This is a genomic window from Nitrosospira sp. Nl5 (assembly GCF_900102495.1).
Taxonomy (GTDB): Bacteria; Pseudomonadota; Gammaproteobacteria; order Burkholderiales; family Nitrosomonadaceae; genus Nitrosospira.
On sequence record NZ_FMVQ01000006.1, the window covers coordinates 65484 to 85589 of the forward strand.

17 protein-coding genes are annotated in these 20106 nt (G+C 54.0%); 7 read left to right on the forward strand and 10 right to left on the reverse strand.

What is annotated here, in order from left to right; genetic code table 11:
• Window positions 1-83 precede the first annotated feature (83 nt).
• Complete coding sequence (locus BLP45_RS07670) at window positions 84-779, forward strand: Bax inhibitor-1/YccA family protein (protein WP_090371409.1); 696 nt, start codon at window positions 84-86, stop codon at window positions 777-779.
• A gap of 67 nt (window positions 780-846) precedes the next feature.
• On the opposite strand, the gene rlmD is transcribed toward BLP45_RS07670, so the two are convergent.
• The 6 genes from rlmD to BLP45_RS07700 form a co-directional block, all read right to left on the reverse strand.
• Complete coding sequence (gene rlmD, locus BLP45_RS07675) at window positions 847-2172, reverse strand: 23S rRNA (uracil(1939)-C(5))-methyltransferase RlmD (RefSeq protein WP_090371411.1); 1326 nt, start codon at window positions 2170-2172, stop codon at window positions 847-849.
• Window positions 2173-2228: 56 nt separating this feature from the next.
• Window positions 2229-3002 (reverse strand): 3'-5' exonuclease, encoded by a 774-nt coding sequence (locus BLP45_RS07680; protein ID WP_090371413.1) that lies wholly within the window; start codon window positions 3000-3002, stop codon window positions 2229-2231.
• 30 nt (window positions 3003-3032) lie between these two features.
• Window positions 3033-3920, reverse strand: coding sequence for a cysteine synthase CysM (cysM, locus tag BLP45_RS07685; RefSeq protein ID WP_090371415.1), 888 nt, complete (start codon window positions 3918-3920; stop codon window positions 3033-3035).
• Between the two features lie 151 nt (window positions 3921-4071).
• A complete protein-coding gene (locus BLP45_RS07690) occupies window positions 4072-4389 on the reverse strand; it encodes a ComEA family DNA-binding protein (RefSeq protein WP_090371417.1) in 318 nt (105 codons plus the stop codon).
• A 208-nt stretch (window positions 4390-4597) separates the two neighbouring features.
• Entirely contained in the window at window positions 4598-5056 is a 459-nt protein-coding gene (ssb, locus tag BLP45_RS07695) for a single-stranded DNA-binding protein (protein WP_090371419.1), read from the reverse strand.
• On the reverse strand, window positions 5056-6414 hold the full coding sequence (locus BLP45_RS07700) for an MFS transporter (RefSeq protein ID WP_090371567.1): 1359 nt from the start codon (window positions 6412-6414) through the stop codon (window positions 5056-5058). The genes ssb and BLP45_RS07700 overlap by 1 nt, the downstream gene beginning before the upstream one ends.
• Before the next feature lie 93 nt (window positions 6415-6507).
• Between BLP45_RS07700 and uvrA the strand changes: the two genes are divergently transcribed.
• From uvrA to murI, 6 genes are all read left to right on the forward strand, one after another.
• Window positions 6508-9339 (forward strand): excinuclease ABC subunit UvrA, encoded by a 2832-nt coding sequence (gene uvrA / locus BLP45_RS07705; RefSeq protein WP_090371421.1) that lies wholly within the window; start codon window positions 6508-6510, stop codon window positions 9337-9339.
• Window positions 9340-9360: 21 nt separating this feature from the next.
• Window positions 9361-10635, forward strand: a complete 1275-nt coding sequence (locus BLP45_RS07710) for a glycerate kinase type-2 family protein (RefSeq protein ID WP_090371423.1) — start codon at window positions 9361-9363, stop codon at window positions 10633-10635.
• A 124-nt stretch (window positions 10636-10759) separates the two neighbouring features.
• A complete protein-coding gene (phoB, locus tag BLP45_RS07715) occupies window positions 10760-11461 on the forward strand; it encodes a phosphate regulon transcriptional regulator PhoB (protein WP_090371425.1) in 702 nt (233 codons plus the stop codon).
• 161 nt (window positions 11462-11622) lie between these two features.
• Complete coding sequence (phoR, locus tag BLP45_RS07720; RefSeq protein ID WP_090371427.1) at window positions 11623-12933, forward strand: phosphate regulon sensor histidine kinase PhoR; 1311 nt, start codon at window positions 11623-11625, stop codon at window positions 12931-12933.
• Between the two features lie 120 nt (window positions 12934-13053).
• The gene (locus tag BLP45_RS07725) at window positions 13054-13611 is read left to right on the forward strand and encodes an NUDIX domain-containing protein (RefSeq protein WP_090371429.1); all 558 of its coding nucleotides are present in this window, start codon (window positions 13054-13056) and stop codon (window positions 13609-13611) included.
• A gap of 37 nt (window positions 13612-13648) precedes the next feature.
• Complete coding sequence (gene murI / locus BLP45_RS07730; protein ID WP_090371431.1) at window positions 13649-14476, forward strand: glutamate racemase; 828 nt, start codon at window positions 13649-13651, stop codon at window positions 14474-14476.
• Between the two features lie 170 nt (window positions 14477-14646).
• On the opposite strand, the gene dnaJ is transcribed toward murI, so the two are convergent.
• From dnaJ to purB, 4 genes are all read right to left on the reverse strand, one after another.
• Entirely contained in the window at window positions 14647-15756 is a 1110-nt protein-coding gene (gene dnaJ / locus BLP45_RS07735) for a molecular chaperone DnaJ (protein ID WP_090371433.1), read from the reverse strand.
• A 152-nt stretch (window positions 15757-15908) separates the two neighbouring features.
• Window positions 15909-17846 (reverse strand): molecular chaperone DnaK, encoded by a 1938-nt coding sequence (gene dnaK, locus BLP45_RS07740; RefSeq protein ID WP_090371435.1) that lies wholly within the window; start codon window positions 17844-17846, stop codon window positions 15909-15911.
• Window positions 17847-17923: 77 nt separating this feature from the next.
• On the reverse strand, window positions 17924-18499 hold the full coding sequence (gene grpE, locus BLP45_RS07745) for a nucleotide exchange factor GrpE (protein WP_090371437.1): 576 nt from the start codon (window positions 18497-18499) through the stop codon (window positions 17924-17926).
• Between the two features lie 183 nt (window positions 18500-18682).
• On the reverse strand, window positions 18683-20059 hold the full coding sequence (gene purB / locus BLP45_RS07750) for an adenylosuccinate lyase (protein WP_090371439.1): 1377 nt from the start codon (window positions 20057-20059) through the stop codon (window positions 18683-18685).
• Window positions 20060-20106: the final 47 nt, after the last annotated feature.

The following is a 20106-nucleotide window of genomic DNA, read 5'->3' on the forward strand; positions in this document are numbered from 1 at the left end:
GAAGTAGGGATATTAAGATTGCAACTTTTCTCAAACATGCGTAGTCTTATGCGTGTATAAGTTTCGTCAACCAAGGAGACGTCATGCAACCTGAACTACGATATTCTGGCACGACCGCGCAAACAGGTCTTGCTGTTGCGCGCAACAAGGTCCTGCGCAATACCTACTGGATGCTGGCCTTGACCATGATCCCGACAATGATCGGTGCGATGATCGGGATGAGCACCAATTTCGCGTTCCTCGCGCAAGCGCCAATCATGGGTCCGCTGGTGATGTTGGCCGTGATGATGGGCTTGCTGTTTGGGGTGAGCGCTACCCGCAATAGCGTAATAGGCATCGGATTATTGTTTTTATTTACTTTCGTTGCCGGCTGGTGGCTAGGCCCCATGCTGCAATATGCGCTTCATTTCAAGAACGGCGCACAACTGGTAGGGACGGCTGCCGCGGGTACAGGACTGATTTTCTTTACCCTGGCAGGGATAGCGACAGTAACGAAAAAGGATTTCGGCTTCATGCAGAATTTCCTGTTCGTGGGACTGGTGCTGCTTATCATCGCGTCCATCGCCAACCTGTTCTTCGCCGTGCCGGCAGCCTCACTCGCCATATCGGCTGTTGCGGTGCTGCTGTTTTCCGGCTTCATCCTGTTTGATGTGAGCCGTATCGTTAACGGTGGAGAAACCAACTACGTCATGGCAACGATGGGTATTTACCTTAGCCTTTATAACCTGTTCACCAGCCTGCTGCACCTGTTGTTGGCGTTCTCGGGTGAGAGAGACTAACTGACGGTCTCCAGGTAATTTCCGATGAAAAGGGCGGCTGGCAACAGCCGCCCTTTTGCATTTCTCCTTATTTTTTCTCAATTCCAGCTTGCTCAAACAGCGCAATAGATTCGATATGCGCGGTGTGCGGAAACATGTTGACTACGCCCGCTGCCTTTAACGCATAACCTCTGCCGTGGGCCAGCACGGCTGCATCACGGGCAAGCGTAGCCGGATTGCAGGATACATAAACGATGCGCGAGGGCATGGCTTTCCCCTCTCCCAAGGAATTAACCACGGCGATCGCGCCCTCCCGAGGCGGGTCGAGCATCATCTTGTCGAAATGCCCCTGCTCTTGCATCCACGCTCCGTTTACTTCAAACAGGTTGGCTTCGACGAATCTGGTATGACGCGAAAGCCCGTTTCGTTTCGAGTTCTCTCCCGCCCGCCTCACCATCGCCGCGCTGCCTTCGTAACCCACGGCATGCGCACCACACCGCGCCATCGGCAAGGTGAAATTCCCCAATCCGCAGAATAAATCCGCGATGCGCTCCCCCGGCTTCGGGTCGAGGAGACTTAGTGCGCGCCTTACCAGTATCCGGTTCATGGCCGGGTTAACCTGGGTAAATTCGGTCGGATGAAAGGGCATGACAATATCGAATTCCGGCAGAGTGTAATTCAATTCCGGCGCGTTCTCCGGGTAGAACAAATAAGCGGTCTCCGGGCGGGTGCCGGACTGCAGGAAGAATTGAACATGATGTTGGTCGGCGAAAGCCTTGAGTAATGTTTCATCTTGCGGGTTAAGTGGCGCCAGGATGCGCAATACCAGGCTATCCACGTCGTCGCCCAGCGATACCTCGATCTGCGGGACTCGGTCACGAATGGATAGACCACCGACCAGTTCCCGTAATGGCATGATAAGTGCGGAAATACGAGGGGGCATGACCTCGCAAGCTTGCATATCGGCGACAAAGCTGCGGCGCTTTTCGTGAAAACCCACCAGAACACCGCTTTTCTTGGCCACATAACGCACTGATAACCGCGCGCGGTAGCGGTAACCCCAGGCTGCTCCGTGCACAGCGGGCAGGATAAGTTCGGGCTCGACCTTGCCGATATGCTTGAGGTTGTCTTCCAGAATGCGCTGTTTCGCCGCGACCTGGGCGCGAGCGTCCATGTGTTGCAGGCTGCATCCGCCACATATCCCGAAATGCCCGCATCGCGAGGCGACGCGCATAAACGCTGGCTTGAGAATCTGCCCCACCTGCGCGAGTTCGAAATTTGATTTCTTGCGATAGGCGTTATAGGTAACCACTTCGCCCGGCAGCGCACCTTCAATGAAAATGACTTTACCTTCCGCGTGCGCAACGCCACGGCCTTCCTGGTCAAGGGATTCGATGGTGACGGGAGCGGGCATAGCTTTAGCTTTATGAACTCCGAAATTACGAAAGGATGAGAGCGCAGATTGCTACGCTACGGCCATTGACCGAGAAATTCCTGCCAGTGAGGTTCGGAAGACCTGCTCAATGTAGAACGCACCAGTTCGCATTCGCGTTGATACTGATCGCCGTCAAAAATACCGCGCATGAGCTGAAAGCGCAAAAACACTAGATAGGTATTTACCACATCGGTTTCACAGTAATTACGGATTGCAGCAATCTCGCCGTTCTGAAATGCGCCCCAGATCTGGGAACCATTCATGCCGGACTTTCCGGGAAAGCCCATCAGCTTCGCCAAATCGTCCAGCGGCGCATTGGCCCGCGGTTGGTACAGCGCCAGCACATCCATTAAATCGAGATGGCGGCTATGGTAGCGGCTGACGTAATTATTCCACTTGAATTCCCGGTCATCATCGCCCATGTCCCAATAGCGGCGGGCCGACAGGCCGTGAATCAGGCTGCGATAATGGAGCACCGGCAGGTCGAAGCCGCCGCCGTTCCAGGAAACCAATTGCGGGCTATATTTGTCGATGCCCTCGAAGAATCGGCGGATGAGTTCCTCTTCAGAATCCGCCGCGTTGCCTAACGACCAGACGCAAAAATCGTTCTTGTCGCGCAGTGCGCACGAAATTGCCACGACCTTCTGCACATGCAACTGCAGGAAATCGTTGCCGACAGCCTGGCGGCGTAATTGAAACGCCATGTCGGCGATATCAACCGCCGCAAGCTCCGGACCGAGGTCGTGAAGCTTGCGCAATCCCTCTGTATCGGGAACGGTCTCGATATCGAAAACCAGTACTGGTGTCACGCGAATGGGAGCTCTCTGTTTGCTTTCTACTCAGGCGGGGAAAACCCCTGTGGAAAGGTAACGGTCGCCGCGGTCGCAAACGATCGAAACGATCACCGCGTTGTGCACTTCGGCCGAAATTTTGAGTGTCGCCGCCAAGGCGCCTCCTGACGAAATTCCGGCAAAAATCCCTTCCTCTTGCGCCAGGCGCCGGGTCATTTCCTCAGCTTCTGCCTGAGAAACGAGCATAATGCAATCTACCCGGCTGGCATCGTAGATTTTTGGCAGGTAGGCTTCCGGCCATTTGCGGATGCCCGGAATCTGGGCACCCTCTTCCGGCTGCACGCCGATGATCTGAATTTCCGGATTTTTTTCTTTGAAATATCTGGAGCACCCCATAATCGTGCCGGTGGTGCCCATGCTACTCACCAGATGGGTAACTTCCCCTCCGGTATCACGCCAGATCTCGGGAGCGGTACCTTCGTAATGCGCTCGCGGATTATCAGGGCTGGCAAACTGATCAAGGATGACCCCCCGCCCCTCGTCACGCATCTTCTCGGCCACATCCCTTGCCTCTTCCATGCTGCCATCTTTTGAAGTCAGCACGATTTCCGCCCCAAATGCCTTCATGGATTGCCGCCGCTCCACGCTCAGGTGCTCCGGCATCACCAGTATCAGGGGATAACCCATGATCGCCGCCGCCATCGCCAGGGCGATGCCTGTATTGCCGCTGGTAGCTTCTATCAGGGTGTCCCCTGGTTTTATATCGCCGCGCTCTTGTGCGTGCGTGATCATCGATAACGCCGGACGGTCTTTTACCGAGCCTGCGGGATTGTTGCCCTCCAGCTTGACGAGGATGACATTGCTGGTGTTTCCCGGCAGGCGTTTGAGTCTTACCAGTGGCGTGTTGCCGACAAAGTCTTCAATAGTTTTGAACATGGGCGGTTAATTCGTAAGAAATTCGTGAAAGATCATCCGGATTATCGCATACAGCCCGGGTAGGAGGGACGGACCGACTCGCCCCATCGGAAGAATTGACATGATGGATTGAGCTTGCAGACTCCACCATCCTGCCAAAGATGGAGTTTTCTTACTTACCAGTGGACTGGTTTTTCTTTCCTGGCAGCGGGTCCATTTCCTTCTTGGCTGCAGTGGCGCCGCCAACGGTAATATCCTTGCGGACTCGTTTCATGATACCCGGGCCTATGCCATTGACCTTTTCCAGATCATTCGTTGATTTGAACAGGCCGTTTTTCTTGCGATAATCGATGATAGCCTTGGCTTTCGCCGGGCCAATTCCCTGGAGGGTCTGAAGCTCGGCTTGAGTCGCCGTATTAATATTGAGAGCCGCGTAGACCGGGGCGGTAAATGCAAGCAGCGTAACAATAATCAGAAACAGTTTTTTCATATCTCCCCAGGGTATGAGTAAGCCTTGGATATAAGGGTAGCTTCCGCGATCTTGAAAGAGGTGCACAGCACTTTAAAGCCCCTATGTCTATGTCATTTACGTCAGAGATTCCCAGAGACGAGGTCAGAACGAGCATATGCTGACAGACTGTAGCTGATCGATTACGAATAGCGCGTATCGCCAAGCCAGCACCGATTATTGCACCACGCTAAAAGGGAATATCGTCATCCATGTCGTCAAAGCCGCTGCTGCTTCTGGGGGAAGTTTTACTGCCAGGTGTGCTCGGCGCGGAGCCCCCCTCTTCCCTCTCTCCTGCGTCATAGCTGCCGCTGCCGGGTTTGCTGCCCAGCATTTTCATGTCGCTGGCAATGATCTCGGTGGTGTAGCGCTCGGCGCCCGACTTATCGGTCCATTTTCGGGTTTCCAGCCGTCCCTCGACGTACACTGGTCGGCCCTTCTTCAGATATTCACCGGCGATTTCGGCGAGCTTGCGATAAAACGTGACGCGATGCCATTCGGTTTTTTCCTGCTTTTCACCGTTTTTGTCTTTCCAGGTTTCCGTGGTTGCCAAAGTAATATTCGTCACCGCGTCGCCGTTCGGCATATAACGGGTCTCCGGATCCTTGCCGAGATTCCCGATGAGTATAACCTTGTTGACTGATGCCATTACGCCTCCCCCCCCAGTAATTGAACAACCCCTTTCTCGTCAAAACCCCTCATATCCACTTTGAGGTACGCCACGCCTTCGCTCGCCAGCACCAGCGCCTCATGCACACCGGGCAATAATGCCAATTGACGCGACAATCCGCTGGCCCTGCCTGTATCCATTTCTTCAACGTGATACATCCTGGTCCGCACTGCGGCGGGCGCTTTCATGGTGGCGGCAAACATCAGCCATAATGTCAGCAGTACCCCGCAAAATGCAAACAGCGCGGAACCGCCATGATGTTCGTACAGATAGCCACCGGCGGTTGCGCCGGTGAATGCGCCAAGAAATTGAACGCTGCTATAGACGCCGATGGCAGTGCCCTTCGCGCCGACCGGCGCAATCTTGGAAATGAGCGAAGGCAGCGTCGCTTCCAGCAGATTGAATGCGGCAAAGAATACCAGCAGCGCCGCTGCCGTTCCCCATAAAGAATCGGACGTGTATGCCAGCAATACCTGGCTTGCCAGCAACACGGCCACTGCACTGATAAAAACCGGTTTGAGTTTTGCTTTCTTTTCGGCGTAGATAATCGCCGGGACAATCAACACCAGGGAGAGAAGCAGCACCGGAAAATATATTTGCCAGTGAGAGTCCGCCGCCAGTCCCGCCTTGCGCAATGACAATGGCACGACCAGCCACAGGGCCATCAAGACGGCATGCAATGCAAATACACCGAAGTCCAGGCGCAGCAATTCGGGATTATGCAATACGTTGCCGAAGCGGCCGGTGGACGCTTCGGTGTCGGAATGGAAGCGGCTGATTAGCGGATCGGGAATGATCTTATAAACTACCGCAATCGCCAGCAGCGCCAGTACTCCGGTCATAGCGAAAATTCCGGGCACGCCAATCAAACGATTGAGTGCCGGTGCGACAATCAATGAGAGCGCGAAGGTGACGCCTATGGTCATGCCAATTGCAGCCATCGCTTTAGTGCGATGTTCTTCGCGGGTTAGGTCGGCGGCAAGCGCCATCACGGCGGCGGAAATTGCCCCGGCGCCTTGAATAATGCGGCCAAAAATTACCCAGTAGATGTCAGTGGCGGATGCCGCTATAAAACTCCCTGCGGCGAACAGGACCAAGCCGATATAAATAACCGGCTTGCGCCCAATACGATCGGACAGCCAGCCGAAAGGAATTTGCAGTATTGCCTGGGTAAGCCCATAGGCGCCGAGGGCGATACCGATTAATGTGTAATTGTCGCCCCCCGGTAAGTGCTCGGCGTAAAATGCGAATACCGGCAGAATAATGAACATTCCGAACATGCGCAATCCATAGATACCAGCCAAACCGGCGGTAGCGCGCATCTCTATCGGCGACATTTTTTCGGGGGGTAATGATACGGACATGAATCAGATTGGGAAAACGCGGGAAACTTGAGTATATTAACAGGTTTGACCGCTCTCAGCAGCCCCATGGAACTCATAAAGATTCGCGGCGCACGCACGCACAACCTCAAAAACATCAGTCTTGATTTGCCGCGAAACAAGCTGATAGTCGTCACCGGTTTATCCGGATCCGGAAAGTCTTCGCTCGCGTTCGACACGCTCTATGCGGAAGGTCAGCGGCGCTATGTGGAATCGCTCTCGGCATATGCGCGGCAATTCCTGCAATTGATGGAAAAACCCGATGTCGATCTGATCGAAGGCTTATCCCCCGCCATCGCCATCGAGCAAAAAGCAACCTCGCATAACCCGCGCTCCACTGTCGGGACCGTCACCGAAATCCATGACTACATGCGCCTGCTATTCGCGCGCGTGGGCGATCCGCAATGCCCCGAACACGGCATCACGTTGGTCGCACAAAGTGTTTCGCAAATGGTCGATCATGTACTGAAATTGCCGCCGGATACCAAGTTGATGATTCTCGCGCCGCTGGTGGTGGGACGCAAAGGCGAGCAGATGGACTTAATCGATGAGCTTCGTGCACAGGGTTTCGTACGGCTGCGGGTAGACGGCAAAGTGCACGAAATTGACGCACTGCCAAAGTTGCAAAAAACAAAAAAACATACGGTGGAAGTGGTAATAGACAGGCTAAAAGTCTCACCTGATGCCAAGCAGCGATTGGCGGAGTCGTTTGAAACCGCACTGCGCCATGCCGACGGTCGCGCTTTGGCAGTGGAAATGGATTCCGGCCACGAGCATCTTTTTTCGGCAAAGTTCAGTTGCCCGGTATGCAGCTATTCCCTGCCGGAACTCGAACCCCGGTTATTTTCCTTCAATAACCCAATGGGCGCCTGCCCCAAGTGCGATGGCCTGGGAAAAATCACGTTCTTCGATCCCAGGCGTATTGTCGCCTTCCCGCATTTATCGCTGGCTTCCGGCACGATCAAGGGGTGGGACCGGCGTAACCAATTCTATTATCAGTTGCTTGCAAGCCTTGCCGGGCACTATGATTTTGATCTGGAAATCCCTTTTGAACAACTGCCTGCAACAATTCAAGATATTGTCCTGTATGGATCGGGCAAGGAAAAAATCCTGTTTTCGTATCTGAACGAAAGCGGCAGCCGGAACCACCGGAAGCATGCCTTTGAAGGCATTATCCCGAACCTGGAGCGCCGTTATAAAGAAACCGATTCATTAACTGTACGCGAGGAATTGGCAAAATACCTTAATTCGCAGACCTGTCCTGAATGCGCGGGCACTCGCCTTCGCCGCGAAGCGCGCCATGTCCGGGTAGGAGGGCAGGCTATTTATGAAATCAACGCCCTGCCTCTGAAACAGGCAAAGGCTTTTTTCGATCAGGTAAATCTCGCGGGACAAAAGCACGCTGTTGCTGAAAGAATCGTCAAGGAAATTTCCAGCCGCATTCTATTCCTCAATAATGTTGGCCTGGATTACCTGTCGCTGGACCGCTCCGCCGATACCCTGTCTGGCGGAGAATCCCAGCGTATCCGCCTCGCCAGCCAGATCGGCTCGGGGCTGACGGGCGTAATGTATGTGCTGGACGAGCCTTCCATCGGCCTGCACCAGCGGGACAACGGCCGCCTGCTGGAGACGCTCAAGAACCTGCGCGATCTTGGCAATAGCGTCATCGTGGTGGAGCACGATCAGGACGCCATACTGACTGCCGATTACGTGGTGGACATGGGTCCCGGCGCCGGCGAGCATGGTGGATCGATCATCGCGCAAGGCACACCAGCAGCGATTCAGGAAAATCCGGAGTCGCTCACCGGGAAGTACCTTTCCGGCAAATTGATCATCGCGCTACAAAAGAAGCGTACCGAACCGAAGAGGGATCGCTGGCTCAGAATCGAAGGCGCATCCGGCAATAACCTGAAAAACGTCAATCTCAACCTGCCGGTGGGATTGTTTGTCTGTATCACCGGGGTATCCGGCTCGGGCAAGTCAACCCTCATCAACGAAACGCTCTACCTTGCAACGGCAAGGCATCTCTACGGCAGCAGTGCGGAACCCGCACCGTATCAAAATCTGGAGGGGTTGGCCTTCTTTGACAAAGTCATCAATATGGACCAAAGCCCCATCGGACGCACGCCACGCTCCAATCCGGCTACCTATACCGGGCTATTCACTCCTATCCGCGAATTATTTGCGGGTGTGCCCCAGGCGCGCGAACGTGGCTACGGACCAGGACGGTTTTCCTTCAATGTCAAGGGAGGGCGCTGCGAAGCCTGCCAAGGCGACGGCATGATCAAGGTTGAAATGCATTTTCTTCCAGATATCTATGTGTCATGCGATGTCTGTCACGGCAAGCGCTATAACCGGGAGACCCTGGAGATTCAGTACAAAGGAAGAAACATCAACGAAATTCTGCAAATGACGGTGGAACATGCCCACGAATTTTTTAGCCCCGTGCCGGTTGTGGCCCGAAAGCTGAAAACACTGCTGGATGTGGGACTGGGCTACATCACCCTCGGCCAGTCCGCGACTACGCTTTCCGGCGGAGAGGCTCAACGGGTCAAGCTCTCGCTGGAGCTTTCCAAGCGTGATACCGGCCGCACGCTCTACATCCTTGACGAGCCAACCACCGGCCTTCATTTTCAAGACATCGATTTGCTGCTGAAGGTGCTGCATCGGCTACGCGACCACGGCAACACCGTGGTAGTCATCGAGCATAATCTGGACGTGATCAAAACTGCCGACTGGATTATCGATCTCGGTCCCGAGGGTGGCGAAGGCGGCGGACGCATCATCGCTGAAGGTACGCCGGAAGAAATAATAGCGAATAAAAGAAGCTTTACCGGGCATTACCTGAAGAACGCGCTCACATCGTTGCCGGGTATGTAAACGGCAAAAAGCGGCGGCAACATGAATCCCCGTAAGCTCCTGCTCGATAGCTTCAATGCCGCAATCAACGCCGCCGATCCGCTGCGTATCGTCCCCCAGCACTTGCCGCCTGATTTACCTGGAGGCCGAACCCTGGTGGTCGGCGCTGGCAAAGCGGCTGCGGCAATGGCCTTGGCGGTGGAAAACCATTGGCAAAGGAACGCGAGACTGGATGGAATTGTTCTCACTCGCTACGGCCACGGCTTGCCACTTGAACGAATCACGGTAGTCGAAGCCGGGCATCCAGTGCCTGACGAACAGGGTGAACGGGCGGCAAGGAAAATTCTGGCGGAAGTGGAAAAACTCGGCGTCGGGGATTTATTGCTGTGCCTGGTGAGCGGCGGCGGTTCAAGCCTGTTGTCGTTGCCGGTGACAGGCGTATCGATAGATGATCTTCAAAACGTCACCAGGGAACTGCTTCGCTGCGGAGCGGCAATTCAGGAGATTAACACGGTCCGCAAACATCTTTCCGCCATTCAGGGTGGAAGGCTTGCAGCGTCATGTCATGCGAAGATACTGGCATTGATTATTTCCGACGTGACAGGAGATGATCCGACGAATATCGCATCCGGCCCCTGCGCACCCGATCCGACGACCTACTCGGACGCGCTGGGAATACTCGAATACTATCGAATCAATGCGCCTGCCGCCGTGATGGAAACACTGCTGGCAGGGGCACGGGGTAAGCGCAACGAGACACCCAAGCCCGGCGATCCGATATTTGAAAACGTGGAAAACCGGGTGATCGCTACCGCGCATGGTTCGCTGGTGGCGGCAGCGGAATACTTTCGTCATCAAGGAATTCCCGCTGCAATACTGGGTGATTCCATCACCGGCGAGGCACGCGACGTTGCCAAGGTTTTCGCTGCGCTGGTGAAGGAGATCCGTCAATATGGCCAACCCTTGAAGCCGCCGGTAGCGCTGATTTCCGGAGGCGAGACCACAGTTGCGCTATGCGCGGAAGGGCGCGGTGGACGCAACACTGAATTCCTGCTGTCGCTTGCAATAGAACTTAACGGTTTACCTGGAGTCCATGCTCTCGCATGCGATACCGACGGCATAGACGGCTCGGAAAACAACGCCGGCGCAATCGCCACGTCGGATTCATTACGCCGCGCCACGCAAATGGGCATCAATGCCGCAGCCTTGCTCGCCGGCAATAACGCTTATACTTTCTTTGAACAACTCGGCGGGTTGGTCATCACCGGCCCAACCCGCACGAATGTCAACGATTTCCGGGTAATTCTCGTTTTTTAGGACTAATATTACGACATGGTTGGAGCCTTCCTGCGGAAACAGCTTGAGGTGTCACGAAACCGCAATATTGCTTACATACTATTGCAATATCGAAGGAATATTTCACCGATAAAAGGAAAAAGCTATGGCAGCGACAATACTGGTGGTGGAAGATGAGCCTGCAATTCAGGAATTGATCTCGTATAGCCTGCGGCAGGCGAGGCATGTCGTTTTTGGCGCAAGAAATGCGGAACAGGCAATGGAGATAGTGAATAACGCGCTGCCCGACCTCGTGCTGCTTGACTGGATGCTGCCGGGAATGAGCGGTGTTGAATTCGCCCGCATGTTACGGCGCGTAACACGCACCAAAACCATCCCTATTATCATGCTTACGGCGCGCGCGGAAGAGAGCGACAAGGTGGCAGGACTGGAAATCGGCGCAGACGACTATATTACCAAGCCTTTTTCGCCGCGCGAGCTGCTCGCCCGGATTAAAGCGGTGCTCCGGCGGCGCTCGCCGGAAGCGGCGGACGATGTCGTCGAAATCGGTGGATTGCGGCTTGACTCGGCGACGCATCGCGTGACCGCGAATGATAATGAAGTAACGCTTGGACCTACCGAATTCCGCTTGCTGCATTTCCTCATGACTCACGCCGAGCGGGTGCACACACGCTCGCAACTGCTGGACCAGGTATGGGGAGATCACGTGTTTGTCGAGGATCGTACCGTGGATGTGCATATTCGCAGATTGCGTAAAGCGCTGGAGCCCGTTAGCAAGGATGAGCTGGTGCAAACTGTGAGGGGATCCGGCTATCGCTTATCCGCAGCCCAGACAGCGGGCATATGAAATCCTGAATGCGGCGTTGATCCGCTTATCCTTCAGCGCATTACTCACGCTTTATTCAGCCCGGCAGTATGGCCCGTCAAGATTTTTGCTCCATTCTGTCCAACCGCGGCATTCAGGATATGTGGAACTGATGGTCCAACTTCACACTTCGAAATAACTACGTGTCCGGTTTCTGGGAGCGCTTCATCGCCTTCATTCTGATTGCCGTTGTTACCGGTATACTCTTGGCGACGCTGGGCGCCGTCGCGACCCTGGCATGTTATGGCGTTGTACTGCTGCTGCTGGTCATTCATCATTGGCGTCACCTGACGATACTGGACAGGTGGCTCCAAGCCGAAGAATCTACGTCCGTTGCATTGCCCGATAGCTCCGGAAAATGGGGAGACGTCTTTGCACGCTTGACACGCCTTATGCGCGACCAGCGCAAGAGCCACCGCCAAATCAGTTCCGCCCTGGAGCGCCTGCAGCGCGCCACCTCGGCCATGCCGGAAGGCGTGATAATTATGGACGAGATAGATCGTATCGAATGGTGCAATCCAGTGGCGGAAAAACATCTTGGCATAGACTCCAATCTCGACGCCGGCCAGCATATCAGCCATCTGGTACGCCAAACTCAGTTCGCTGAATACCTGGCCGCGCACAATTACAGCGAGCCGCTGATAATCAAGCAACCCCTGCAACAGGGGCTAACCCTCTCGCTACAATTCGTACCTTATGGCGATAAGCAGAAGCTGCTCATCAGTCGTGACGTCACCCGTCTTGAAAGAGTGCAAACCATGCGCCGGGATTTTGTTGCCAATGTCTCGCATGAATTGCGCACCCCCTTGACCGTGATCGGTGGATTTCTTGAAACACTGTCGGAAGAGAGTCCCTCGGATCCCGAAACAAGCAAGTGGGTACTGACGCTGATGACGGATCAAACCAGGCGCATGCAGCGGCTGGTAGAAGACTTGTTGACGTTGTCACGGCTGGAAGATACGGAAAACCTGGTACGCGAGGAAAACATCAACGTTCCCGAAATGCTGCGGGAGCTGTATCATGAAGCGCAATCTTTGAGTGGGGGGCATCATCATATCAGCCTCAATCTCGATACCGATGCAAAATTGCTGGGCAGCATGGATGAGTTGCGCAGTGCTTTCAGTAATCTCGTCAGCAATGCGATACGCTATACCGCCGATGGCGGCGAAATCTCCTTGAATTGGGTAATCCGTGACGGACAAGGCGTATTCTCGGTCCAGGACAGCGGCATTGGCATCGAGCGCGAGCACATCCCGCGCCTGACCGAACGCTTCTACCGGGTGGACCGCGGGCGTTCGCGTGAAACCGGCGGTACCGGCTTGGGACTCGCCATCGTCAAGCATGTGCTGAATTGTCATCAGGCAACGCTGGAAATCGACAGCGAATCGGGCAAGGGCAGCTGTTTCAGCGCACGGTTTCCCGCGGCACGGCTGCTAACGGAGGCGAGTAACTGATTGGCACGTCATGTTATGCGGGGTATATAATCTGCGGCTAATGGTGCAACGGCACGTTCCCCTCGCACTCCTGCATAATAGGATCGCTTATCCGATTCATTACCGAAATCCTTTTCCTTCATGTCCAAGCCACCCCTCGATCTCACCGAAACACCGGTCAGCACCTTGAACGTGTTCAATGGCGATCTTCTGCACGTGTATCAGGATCAAGCGCGCCTGCCCGACGGCAAAATAAAGGTACGTGAATACATCACTCATCCCGGTGCGGTCGTTATCATTCCGCTGCTCGACAGTGGTGAACTGGTGCTGGAACGCCAGCATCGCTATCCGCTGCACCGGGATTTTTTCGAGCTGCCTGCCGGAAAAATCGATCCCGGCGAAGAACCGCTGTTATGTGCGCAACGTGAGCTGCTGGAAGAAACAGGCTATACGGCGGAAAATTGGCGGTATCTCGCTACGCTTCACCCCTGTATCGGTTATTCCGATGAAAGGTTAATTTATTATCTTGCCCAAGGACTCAGCTTTCAAGGCGAAAATCTTGATGATGGGGAACATCTGGAGGTATTTAACCTGACGTTGGCCACGGCTTTGGAATGGGTGAAGTCAGGAAAAATCACCGATAATAAAAGCGTTTCCGGGCTATTCTGGGCAGAGAAGGTGTTACGCGGCGAGTGGTAATCAACCGGATACTGAATGTCTCACACTTAATATGAGAATGCCTCCTAATGAAGCCCCCATAGGTGTCTTTGACTCCGGGGTTGGAGGCCTATCCATTCTTCGTAGCATTCGGCGTGAACTTCCGGCAGAGCACTTGTCGTACGTGGCAGATTCTGGCAATGCACCGTACGGCGATCGGCAGGTCGCCTTTATCGAAGACAGAGCTACCATAATTACTGAGTTTCTGCTCGCATTCGGCGTTAAGGCGATCGTTGTCGCCTGCAATACGGTCACCGTCGTAGCCGTTGAAAAGCTTCGAGTATGGTGCCCTGTTCCGATAGTGGCGATGGAGCCAGCCATCCGGCCAGCATCTGGCCGCACAAGGTCTAGGGTTGTCGGCGTGCTTGCCACGAGCCAAACTCTCGCAAGTCCCAACGTGGCGCGCCTCTGCTCACTCTACGGCAATGATGTCCGGATTCTGTTGCAGTCATGCCCCGGCTTGGTGGAACAAGTCGAGCGAACAGATCTCACCAGTGACACCACACGATCGCTTCTTTTACGGTATATCTCACCGCTTCTCGAAGTGGGGGCAGACACGATTGTTCTTGGGTGCACTCACTATCTGTTTCTCAGCCAGCTCATCGGAGAAATTGTCGGCCCGAGTGTCTCAATAGTCGATTCAGCTGATGCAGTGGCGCGTGAACTCGCACGACGGCTCGGTTCCCATCGCATCACCTCGCTACGAAGCCAGAGAGGGTACGAACAATTCTTCTCCAGTGCCCCACAAGAGCAGGCGCGCGCCGCGATATCGGCGCTATGGGGCAGACCAGTGATAGTTCATGCTCTCGTGCCCCCTCACTTGCATCAGACCGCTAACGAGCTCTAATTGCTGTCGAATTCCTTCGCACATTAAAGCCGCTTATGGCTGATCGTTGCCTATACCATGCTCATGATCATCACGGAGTGAGAAATGCCGGGGTCAAATGGGATGCGGGAGCTGGAAGCAGCCATCAGACCAGCAGTCCCGGGCCGTTTCCTTGCAACCGGAACAGGATTTTACTCCGCAAAGAACTCGCGCACCTTATCCATCCAGGATTTGGCGCGGGGACTGTGACGAGAGTGATCTTCCTGGGTGATCGATTCCAACTCCTGCAATAGCTCTCGTTGACGAGTGGTGAGTTTGACAGGCGTTTCAACCACCACATGACACAGCAAGTCACCCTGGGTATTGCCGCGCACACCTTTGATCCCCTTGCCGCGCAGGCGGAAAATTTTTCCGCTCTGGGTTTCCCCCGGCACCCTGATTTTGGCATGGCCGTCGAGTGTGGGAATCTCAATTTCTCCGCCCAGCGCAGCGGTGGTAAAACTTATCGGCATTTCGCAGTGCAAGTCGTTATGATCACGTTGAAAAACGGAATGCGGCGATAGGTGGATAACCACATACAAATCTCCTTGCGGGCCATTGTTGACGCCGGCCTCGCCTTCCCCGGACAAACGGATACGATCGCCTTCATCCACCCCGGCAGGAATTTTTACCGAGAGCGTTTTATGTTGCTTGATCCGTCCCGCACCATTGCATGTGATGCAAGGACTTGAAATAAATTTGCCGCTGCCGTGGCATTTAGGGCACGTCTGCTGGATTGAGAAAAATCCTTGTTGCATTCGTACCTGGCCGTGGCCGTTACAGGTCGGGCAGGTGGTGGGCGAGGTGCCCGGCTTGGCGCCGTTCCCATGGCAGGTACCGCAAACTTCCATGGTGGGGATACGAATTTTCGTTTCAGTTCCACGCGCCGCCTGTTCCAGCGAAATTTCCAGGTTGTAGCGCAAGTCGGCGCCGCGATAGACATTTGCATGTCCTCCGCGCCCGCTAAAGATATCGCCGAATATGTCGCCGAACGCATCAGCAAATCCTTGAGCACTACCCGCTCCTGCTACATTTGGATCCACACCGGCGTGGCCATGCTGGTCGTATGCCATGCGCTTCTTGGGATCGGAAAGTATTTCATAGGCTTCTTTCGCCTCCTTGAAGTGCCCCTCCGATTTCGGATTATCCGGATTACGATCCGGATGATACTTCATCGCCAGCCTGCGGTAGGCTTTCTTGATTTCTTCTTCGCTGGTGTCGCGGTTAACGCCCAGCACTTCATAATAGTCACGTTTGCTCATATCTATTTTCTTGAAAAATGGAAGAGCAGGAGGTTATTTCAATTGTTTGTTACCCTGCTCTCTTCTAACAAAGCAAACGCAGGGCGCGCAGGAGAATTTAAATCCATCTCTCCGCGCCTCTGCGTCTGGATGTTCCAGCAGCCGTAAATCAGTTATTTCTTGTTTTTTACTTCCTCAAACTCAGCATCGACCACCTCCCCCTCTACGGGCTTTTCCCCTCCGTGGGGGGCCGATTCCGCGCCGGGCTCGCCCTGCTGCGCCTGCTGAGTCTGCTCCTGCGAGTACATCTTTTCCGCCAACTTGTGCGAGGCCTCGGCGAGTACTTGCGTTTTTGCCTCAATAGCCTCCTTGTTGCCGGATTTCAGCGCTTCTTCCGCATCCTTCAGAGCCTCTTCTATTTTTGACTTTTCGTCACCGTCCAGTTTATCGCCATGTTCCTTCAATGTCTTTTTCACCGAGTGGATCATTGCGTCGCACTGATTGCGGGCAGTGACGAGCTCCAGCGTCTTGTGATCTTCCTCGGCGTGAGCTTCGGCATCTTTGACCATGCGCTGCACCTCATCATCAGACAGACCGGAGCTTGCCTGGATCTTGATTTTGTTTTCCTTGCCCGTGGCCTTGTCCTTGGCCGAGACGTGGAGTATGCCGTTGGAGTCGATATCAAATGTCACCTCGATTTGCGGCATGCCACGCGGCGCTGGAGGAATCTCGCTCAGATTGAATTGGCCCAGGCTCTTGTTTCCGGACGCAAGCTCACGCTCACCTTGCAGCACGTGGATGGTTACCGCGGTCTGGTTTTCGTCGGCGGTTGAAAACACCTGCTGCGCCTTGGTCGGAATAGTGGTGTTTTTCTGGATCAACTTGGTCATTACGCCGCCGAGCGTTTCAATTCCCAGCGATAATGGGGTAACATCCAGCAGCAGCACGTCCTTCACCTCGCCCTGCAGCACGCCACCCTGGATAGCAGCGCCTACCGCAACCGCTTCATCCGGATTCACATCCTTGCGCGGCTCCTTGCCGAAAATCTCCCTCACCTTGTCCTGCACCTTGGGCATGCGGGTTTGTCCGCCCACCAGGATGATGTCCTCAATATCGGAAATCTTCACCCCGGCATCCTTGATAGCGATGCGGCAAGGTTCTACTGTACGCTCGATTAATTCTTCCACCAGGCTTTCCAGCTTGGACCGGGTAATTCTTACCGCCAGATGCTTGGGACCGGAAGCATCCGCCGTGATGTAAGGCAAATTGACTTCTGTTTGCTGGCTGGACGAGAGCTCGATCTTGGCTTTTTCCGCCGAATCTTTTAAGCGTTGCAGGGCCAGCATATCTTTTTTCAAATCAATGCCGCTTTCCTTCTTGAACTCATCCACAAGGTATTCGATGACGCGTGAATCGAAATCCTCGCCGCCGAGGAAAGTGTCGCCATTGGTTGCCAGCACCTCAAACTGGTGCTCACCCTCCACTTCCGCGATTTCGATAATGGAAATATCGAAAGTGCCTCCACCGAGGTCATATACTGCCACCTTGCGGTCGCCCTCTTTTTTATCCATGCCAAAAGCCAATGCCGCCGCAGTTGGTTCGTTGATAATGCGTTTGACTTCCAGCCCGGCGATGCGTCCGGCATCCTTGGTCGCCTGGCGCTGGGAATCGTTGAAATATGCGGGAACAGTAATCACCGCTTCACTCACTGGCTCGCCCAGATAATCCTCGGCGGTTTTTTTCATTTTTATCAGCACTTGGGCGGAAATTTCGGGCGGCGCGACTTTCTTGCCACGCACCTCTACCCAGGCGTCATTGTTGTCGGCCTTGATGATGTTGTAGGGAACCATTTTAATATCCCTCTGCACCATTTCCTCATTGAACCGGCGTCCGATCAGGCGTTTCACCGCAAACAACGTATTCTTTGGATTGGTAACCGCCTGACGTTTGGCGGAGGCCCCAACCAGGATTTCACCGTCTTCGGTGTAGGCGACGATTGAAGGCGTGGTACGCGCACCTTCCGAATTCTCTATCACCTTGGGTTTGCCATTCTCCATAACGGCCACACATGAGTTGGTGGTACCGAGGTCTATGCCAATAATTTTTGCCATGATTTGATCCTTGTGTTTGTGTAGGAGTTAGTACTGAATATCCGCCAATGCGGGAAATGGGGGCTCCGAGCGGGATTTCAAGTCTCTTTGACTTTCGAGACCGATACCAGTGCCGGCCGAATTACCCTATCGTTCAAAACGTAGCCTTTTTGCATCACCTGCACCACAGTGTTGGGGGCAAGGTCGGAGTCTACCGTGCACATTGCCTGATGCAGATGCGGATCGAATTTCGCGCCGGTCGGGTCAATCAGCTTGATGTTGAACTTATCGAAAACCGTAGTGAGCTGCTTGCGGGTCAACTCCATTCCATTCTTGAAGTTTTCGACTGTTGCATTCTCTACAGCCAGCGCCGCTTCCAGGCTATCCATTACCGCCAGCAGTTCAGTGGAAAAATTTTCGATCGCGTATTTATGCGCGTTAGTCACATCAATCTGCGCACGTTTTCGTATATTCTCCGCATCGGCCTTGGCGCGTAACCAGGCGTCGTGATGTTCCGCGGCATCAAGTTCGGCTTTCTTCAGTAATTGTTCAAGACTCGGCATCGTTTCCTTCACATGTTCGGCTGTCTTATTTTCGTTGACCTCCGATGCGGCCTCGTCCGCGCTTGCTGTCAATTCGGGGTGGTCTGGCTGGGGCTGTTGTTTGTCTGCCATTGGGTCTCTCCTTATTTCTCGTCTAAAACATATCGGGATGATTTTTCCAATTTCAAGATCGGGAAATACCTTGCAGGTTCCGCAACTGTTCCATCAGGAAGGATCAAATCGGAAGAATTGAGCCGAATGCCAATAAACCATGGAAGATCCGATGGCGAAGCCGCTGAACGCATCCTATCAATTTTAATTTCCAATTCTCCGACTCAGCTCAGCGGCTTTGCCGGTGTAAGTTTGCGGCGTCATTTCCCGCAGGCGTTTTTTCTCCGCTCCTGGAACAGCAAGATCATCAATGAATTTATGCAATATATCCTTCGTAATGCCGCCTTTGCCGCGAGTCAGCTCTTTCAGCTGCTCGTAGGAATTCTGTATGCCGTGGCGGCGCATGACTGTCTGGATCGGCTCTGCCAGGACCTCCCATGCACCCTCCAGGTCTTCCATTAAACGTTCGGGGCTGACTTCCAGCTTGCTCATTCCTTTGCCGCAAGAATCGTATGCCAGCAACGTGTGTCCCAACGCTACGCCCATGTTGCGAAGCACGGTGGAGTCCGTCAGATCACGTTGCCAGCGCGATATGGGCAACTTCTCGCTCAAATGCCGTAACAGCGCGTTAGCAATCCCCAGGTTGCCTTCCGAGTTTTCAAAATCGATCGGGTTGACTTTATGGGGCATTGTGGATGAACCGACTTCTTCTCCCCTGGTTTTTTGCTTGAAGTAACCGAGTGAGATATATCCCCATACGTCGCGGTTAAGGTCCAGCAATATGGCATTGATACGCGCATAAGCGTCGAACAGTTCTGCCATGGCGTCATGCGGTTCAATCTGCGTGGTGTAGGGATTGAATTCCAGACCAAGTTTCTCTACGAAATCCTGCGCGAATTTTTCCCAGCCGAAATTCGGGTAAGCGGCTAAATGAGCGTTGTAGTTACCCACTGCTCCATTGATTTTTCCAAGAATGGTTATTGTGGCAAGACGTTCCCGCGCACGTTGGAGTCGATAGGCGACATTGGCGAATTCCTTGCCTGCTGTAGTGGGTGTAGCGGGCTGGCCGTGCGTACGGGCAAGCATGGGTATATCAGACAGTTCATGTGCCATCTGGATAAGCTTGGCGATGATTTTATCCAAAGCCGGCAGCATTACCCGATCGCGGCTGTGCATCAGCATCAGTCCGTGAGAGAGGTTGTTGATGTCCTCCGAAGTGCAGGCAAAATGGATAAATTGCGTAACCCCCGCGACTTCAACGTTCTCCGCCAAACGTTCCCGCAGCCAGTATTCGATGGCTTTGACGTCGTGATTGGTACGCGCTTCGATAAGCTTGACCGCTTCACCGTCGGCTTCGGAAAAATTCACCGCGAGATTGTCAAGTTGCTCGATAGTACTGCTGGAAAACGGCGGCGCCTCAGCGATAGCCGCGATACGCCCTAATGCTTTGAGCCATTCGATTTCCAGCTGGACGCGGTAACGAATTAGAGCAAGTTCACTGAAATAGGGCCGCAGGTTTGCGACTTTGCCGTGATAGCGTCCATCAAGGGGGGAAAGGGCAGTGAGGGAAGACGAGTTCATATTGTTGATTCTTCATTAATGATTCCAGTGGCCGGATCATTTTGACG

What these genes read in the sequence shown, in the direction of transcription:
- rlmD (WP_090371411.1), bottom strand. Translation starts at nt 2,172, where the DNA reads ATGCCCGCTCCCGTCACCATCGAATCCCTTGACCAGGAAGGCCGTGGC.
- BLP45_RS07670 (WP_090371409.1), top strand. Translation starts at nt 84, where the DNA reads ATGCAACCTGAACTACGATATTCTGGCACGACCGCGCAAACAGGTCTT.
- uvrA (WP_090371421.1), top strand. Translation starts at nt 6,508, where the DNA reads ATGGAACTCATAAAGATTCGCGGCGCACGCACGCACAACCTCAAAAAC.
- murI (WP_090371431.1), top strand. Translation starts at nt 13,649, where the DNA reads ATGCCTCCTAATGAAGCCCCCATAGGTGTCTTTGACTCCGGGGTTGGA.
- phoB (WP_090371425.1), top strand. Translation starts at nt 10,760, where the DNA reads ATGGCAGCGACAATACTGGTGGTGGAAGATGAGCCTGCAATTCAGGAA.
- grpE (WP_090371437.1), bottom strand. Translation starts at nt 18,499, where the DNA reads ATGGCAGACAAACAACAGCCCCAGCCAGACCACCCCGAATTGACAGCA.
- cysM (WP_090371415.1), bottom strand. Translation starts at nt 3,920, where the DNA reads ATGTTCAAAACTATTGAAGACTTTGTCGGCAACACGCCACTGGTAAGA.
- dnaK (WP_090371435.1), bottom strand. Translation starts at nt 17,846, where the DNA reads ATGGCAAAAATTATTGGCATAGACCTCGGTACCACCAACTCATGTGTG.
- BLP45_RS07690 (WP_090371417.1), bottom strand. Translation starts at nt 4,389, where the DNA reads ATGAAAAAACTGTTTCTGATTATTGTTACGCTGCTTGCATTTACCGCC.
- BLP45_RS07710 (WP_090371423.1), top strand. Translation starts at nt 9,361, where the DNA reads ATGAATCCCCGTAAGCTCCTGCTCGATAGCTTCAATGCCGCAATCAAC.
- BLP45_RS07700 (WP_090371567.1), bottom strand. Translation starts at nt 6,414, where the DNA reads ATGTCGCCGATAGAGATGCGCGCTACCGCCGGTTTGGCTGGTATCTAT.
- dnaJ (WP_090371433.1), bottom strand. Translation starts at nt 15,756, where the DNA reads ATGAGCAAACGTGACTATTATGAAGTGCTGGGCGTTAACCGCGACACC.
- purB (WP_090371439.1), bottom strand. Translation starts at nt 20,059, where the DNA reads ATGAACTCGTCTTCCCTCACTGCCCTTTCCCCCCTTGATGGACGCTAT.
- BLP45_RS07725 (WP_090371429.1), top strand. Translation starts at nt 13,054, where the DNA reads ATGTCCAAGCCACCCCTCGATCTCACCGAAACACCGGTCAGCACCTTG.
- ssb (WP_090371419.1), bottom strand. Translation starts at nt 5,056, where the DNA reads ATGGCATCAGTCAACAAGGTTATACTCATCGGGAATCTCGGCAAGGAT.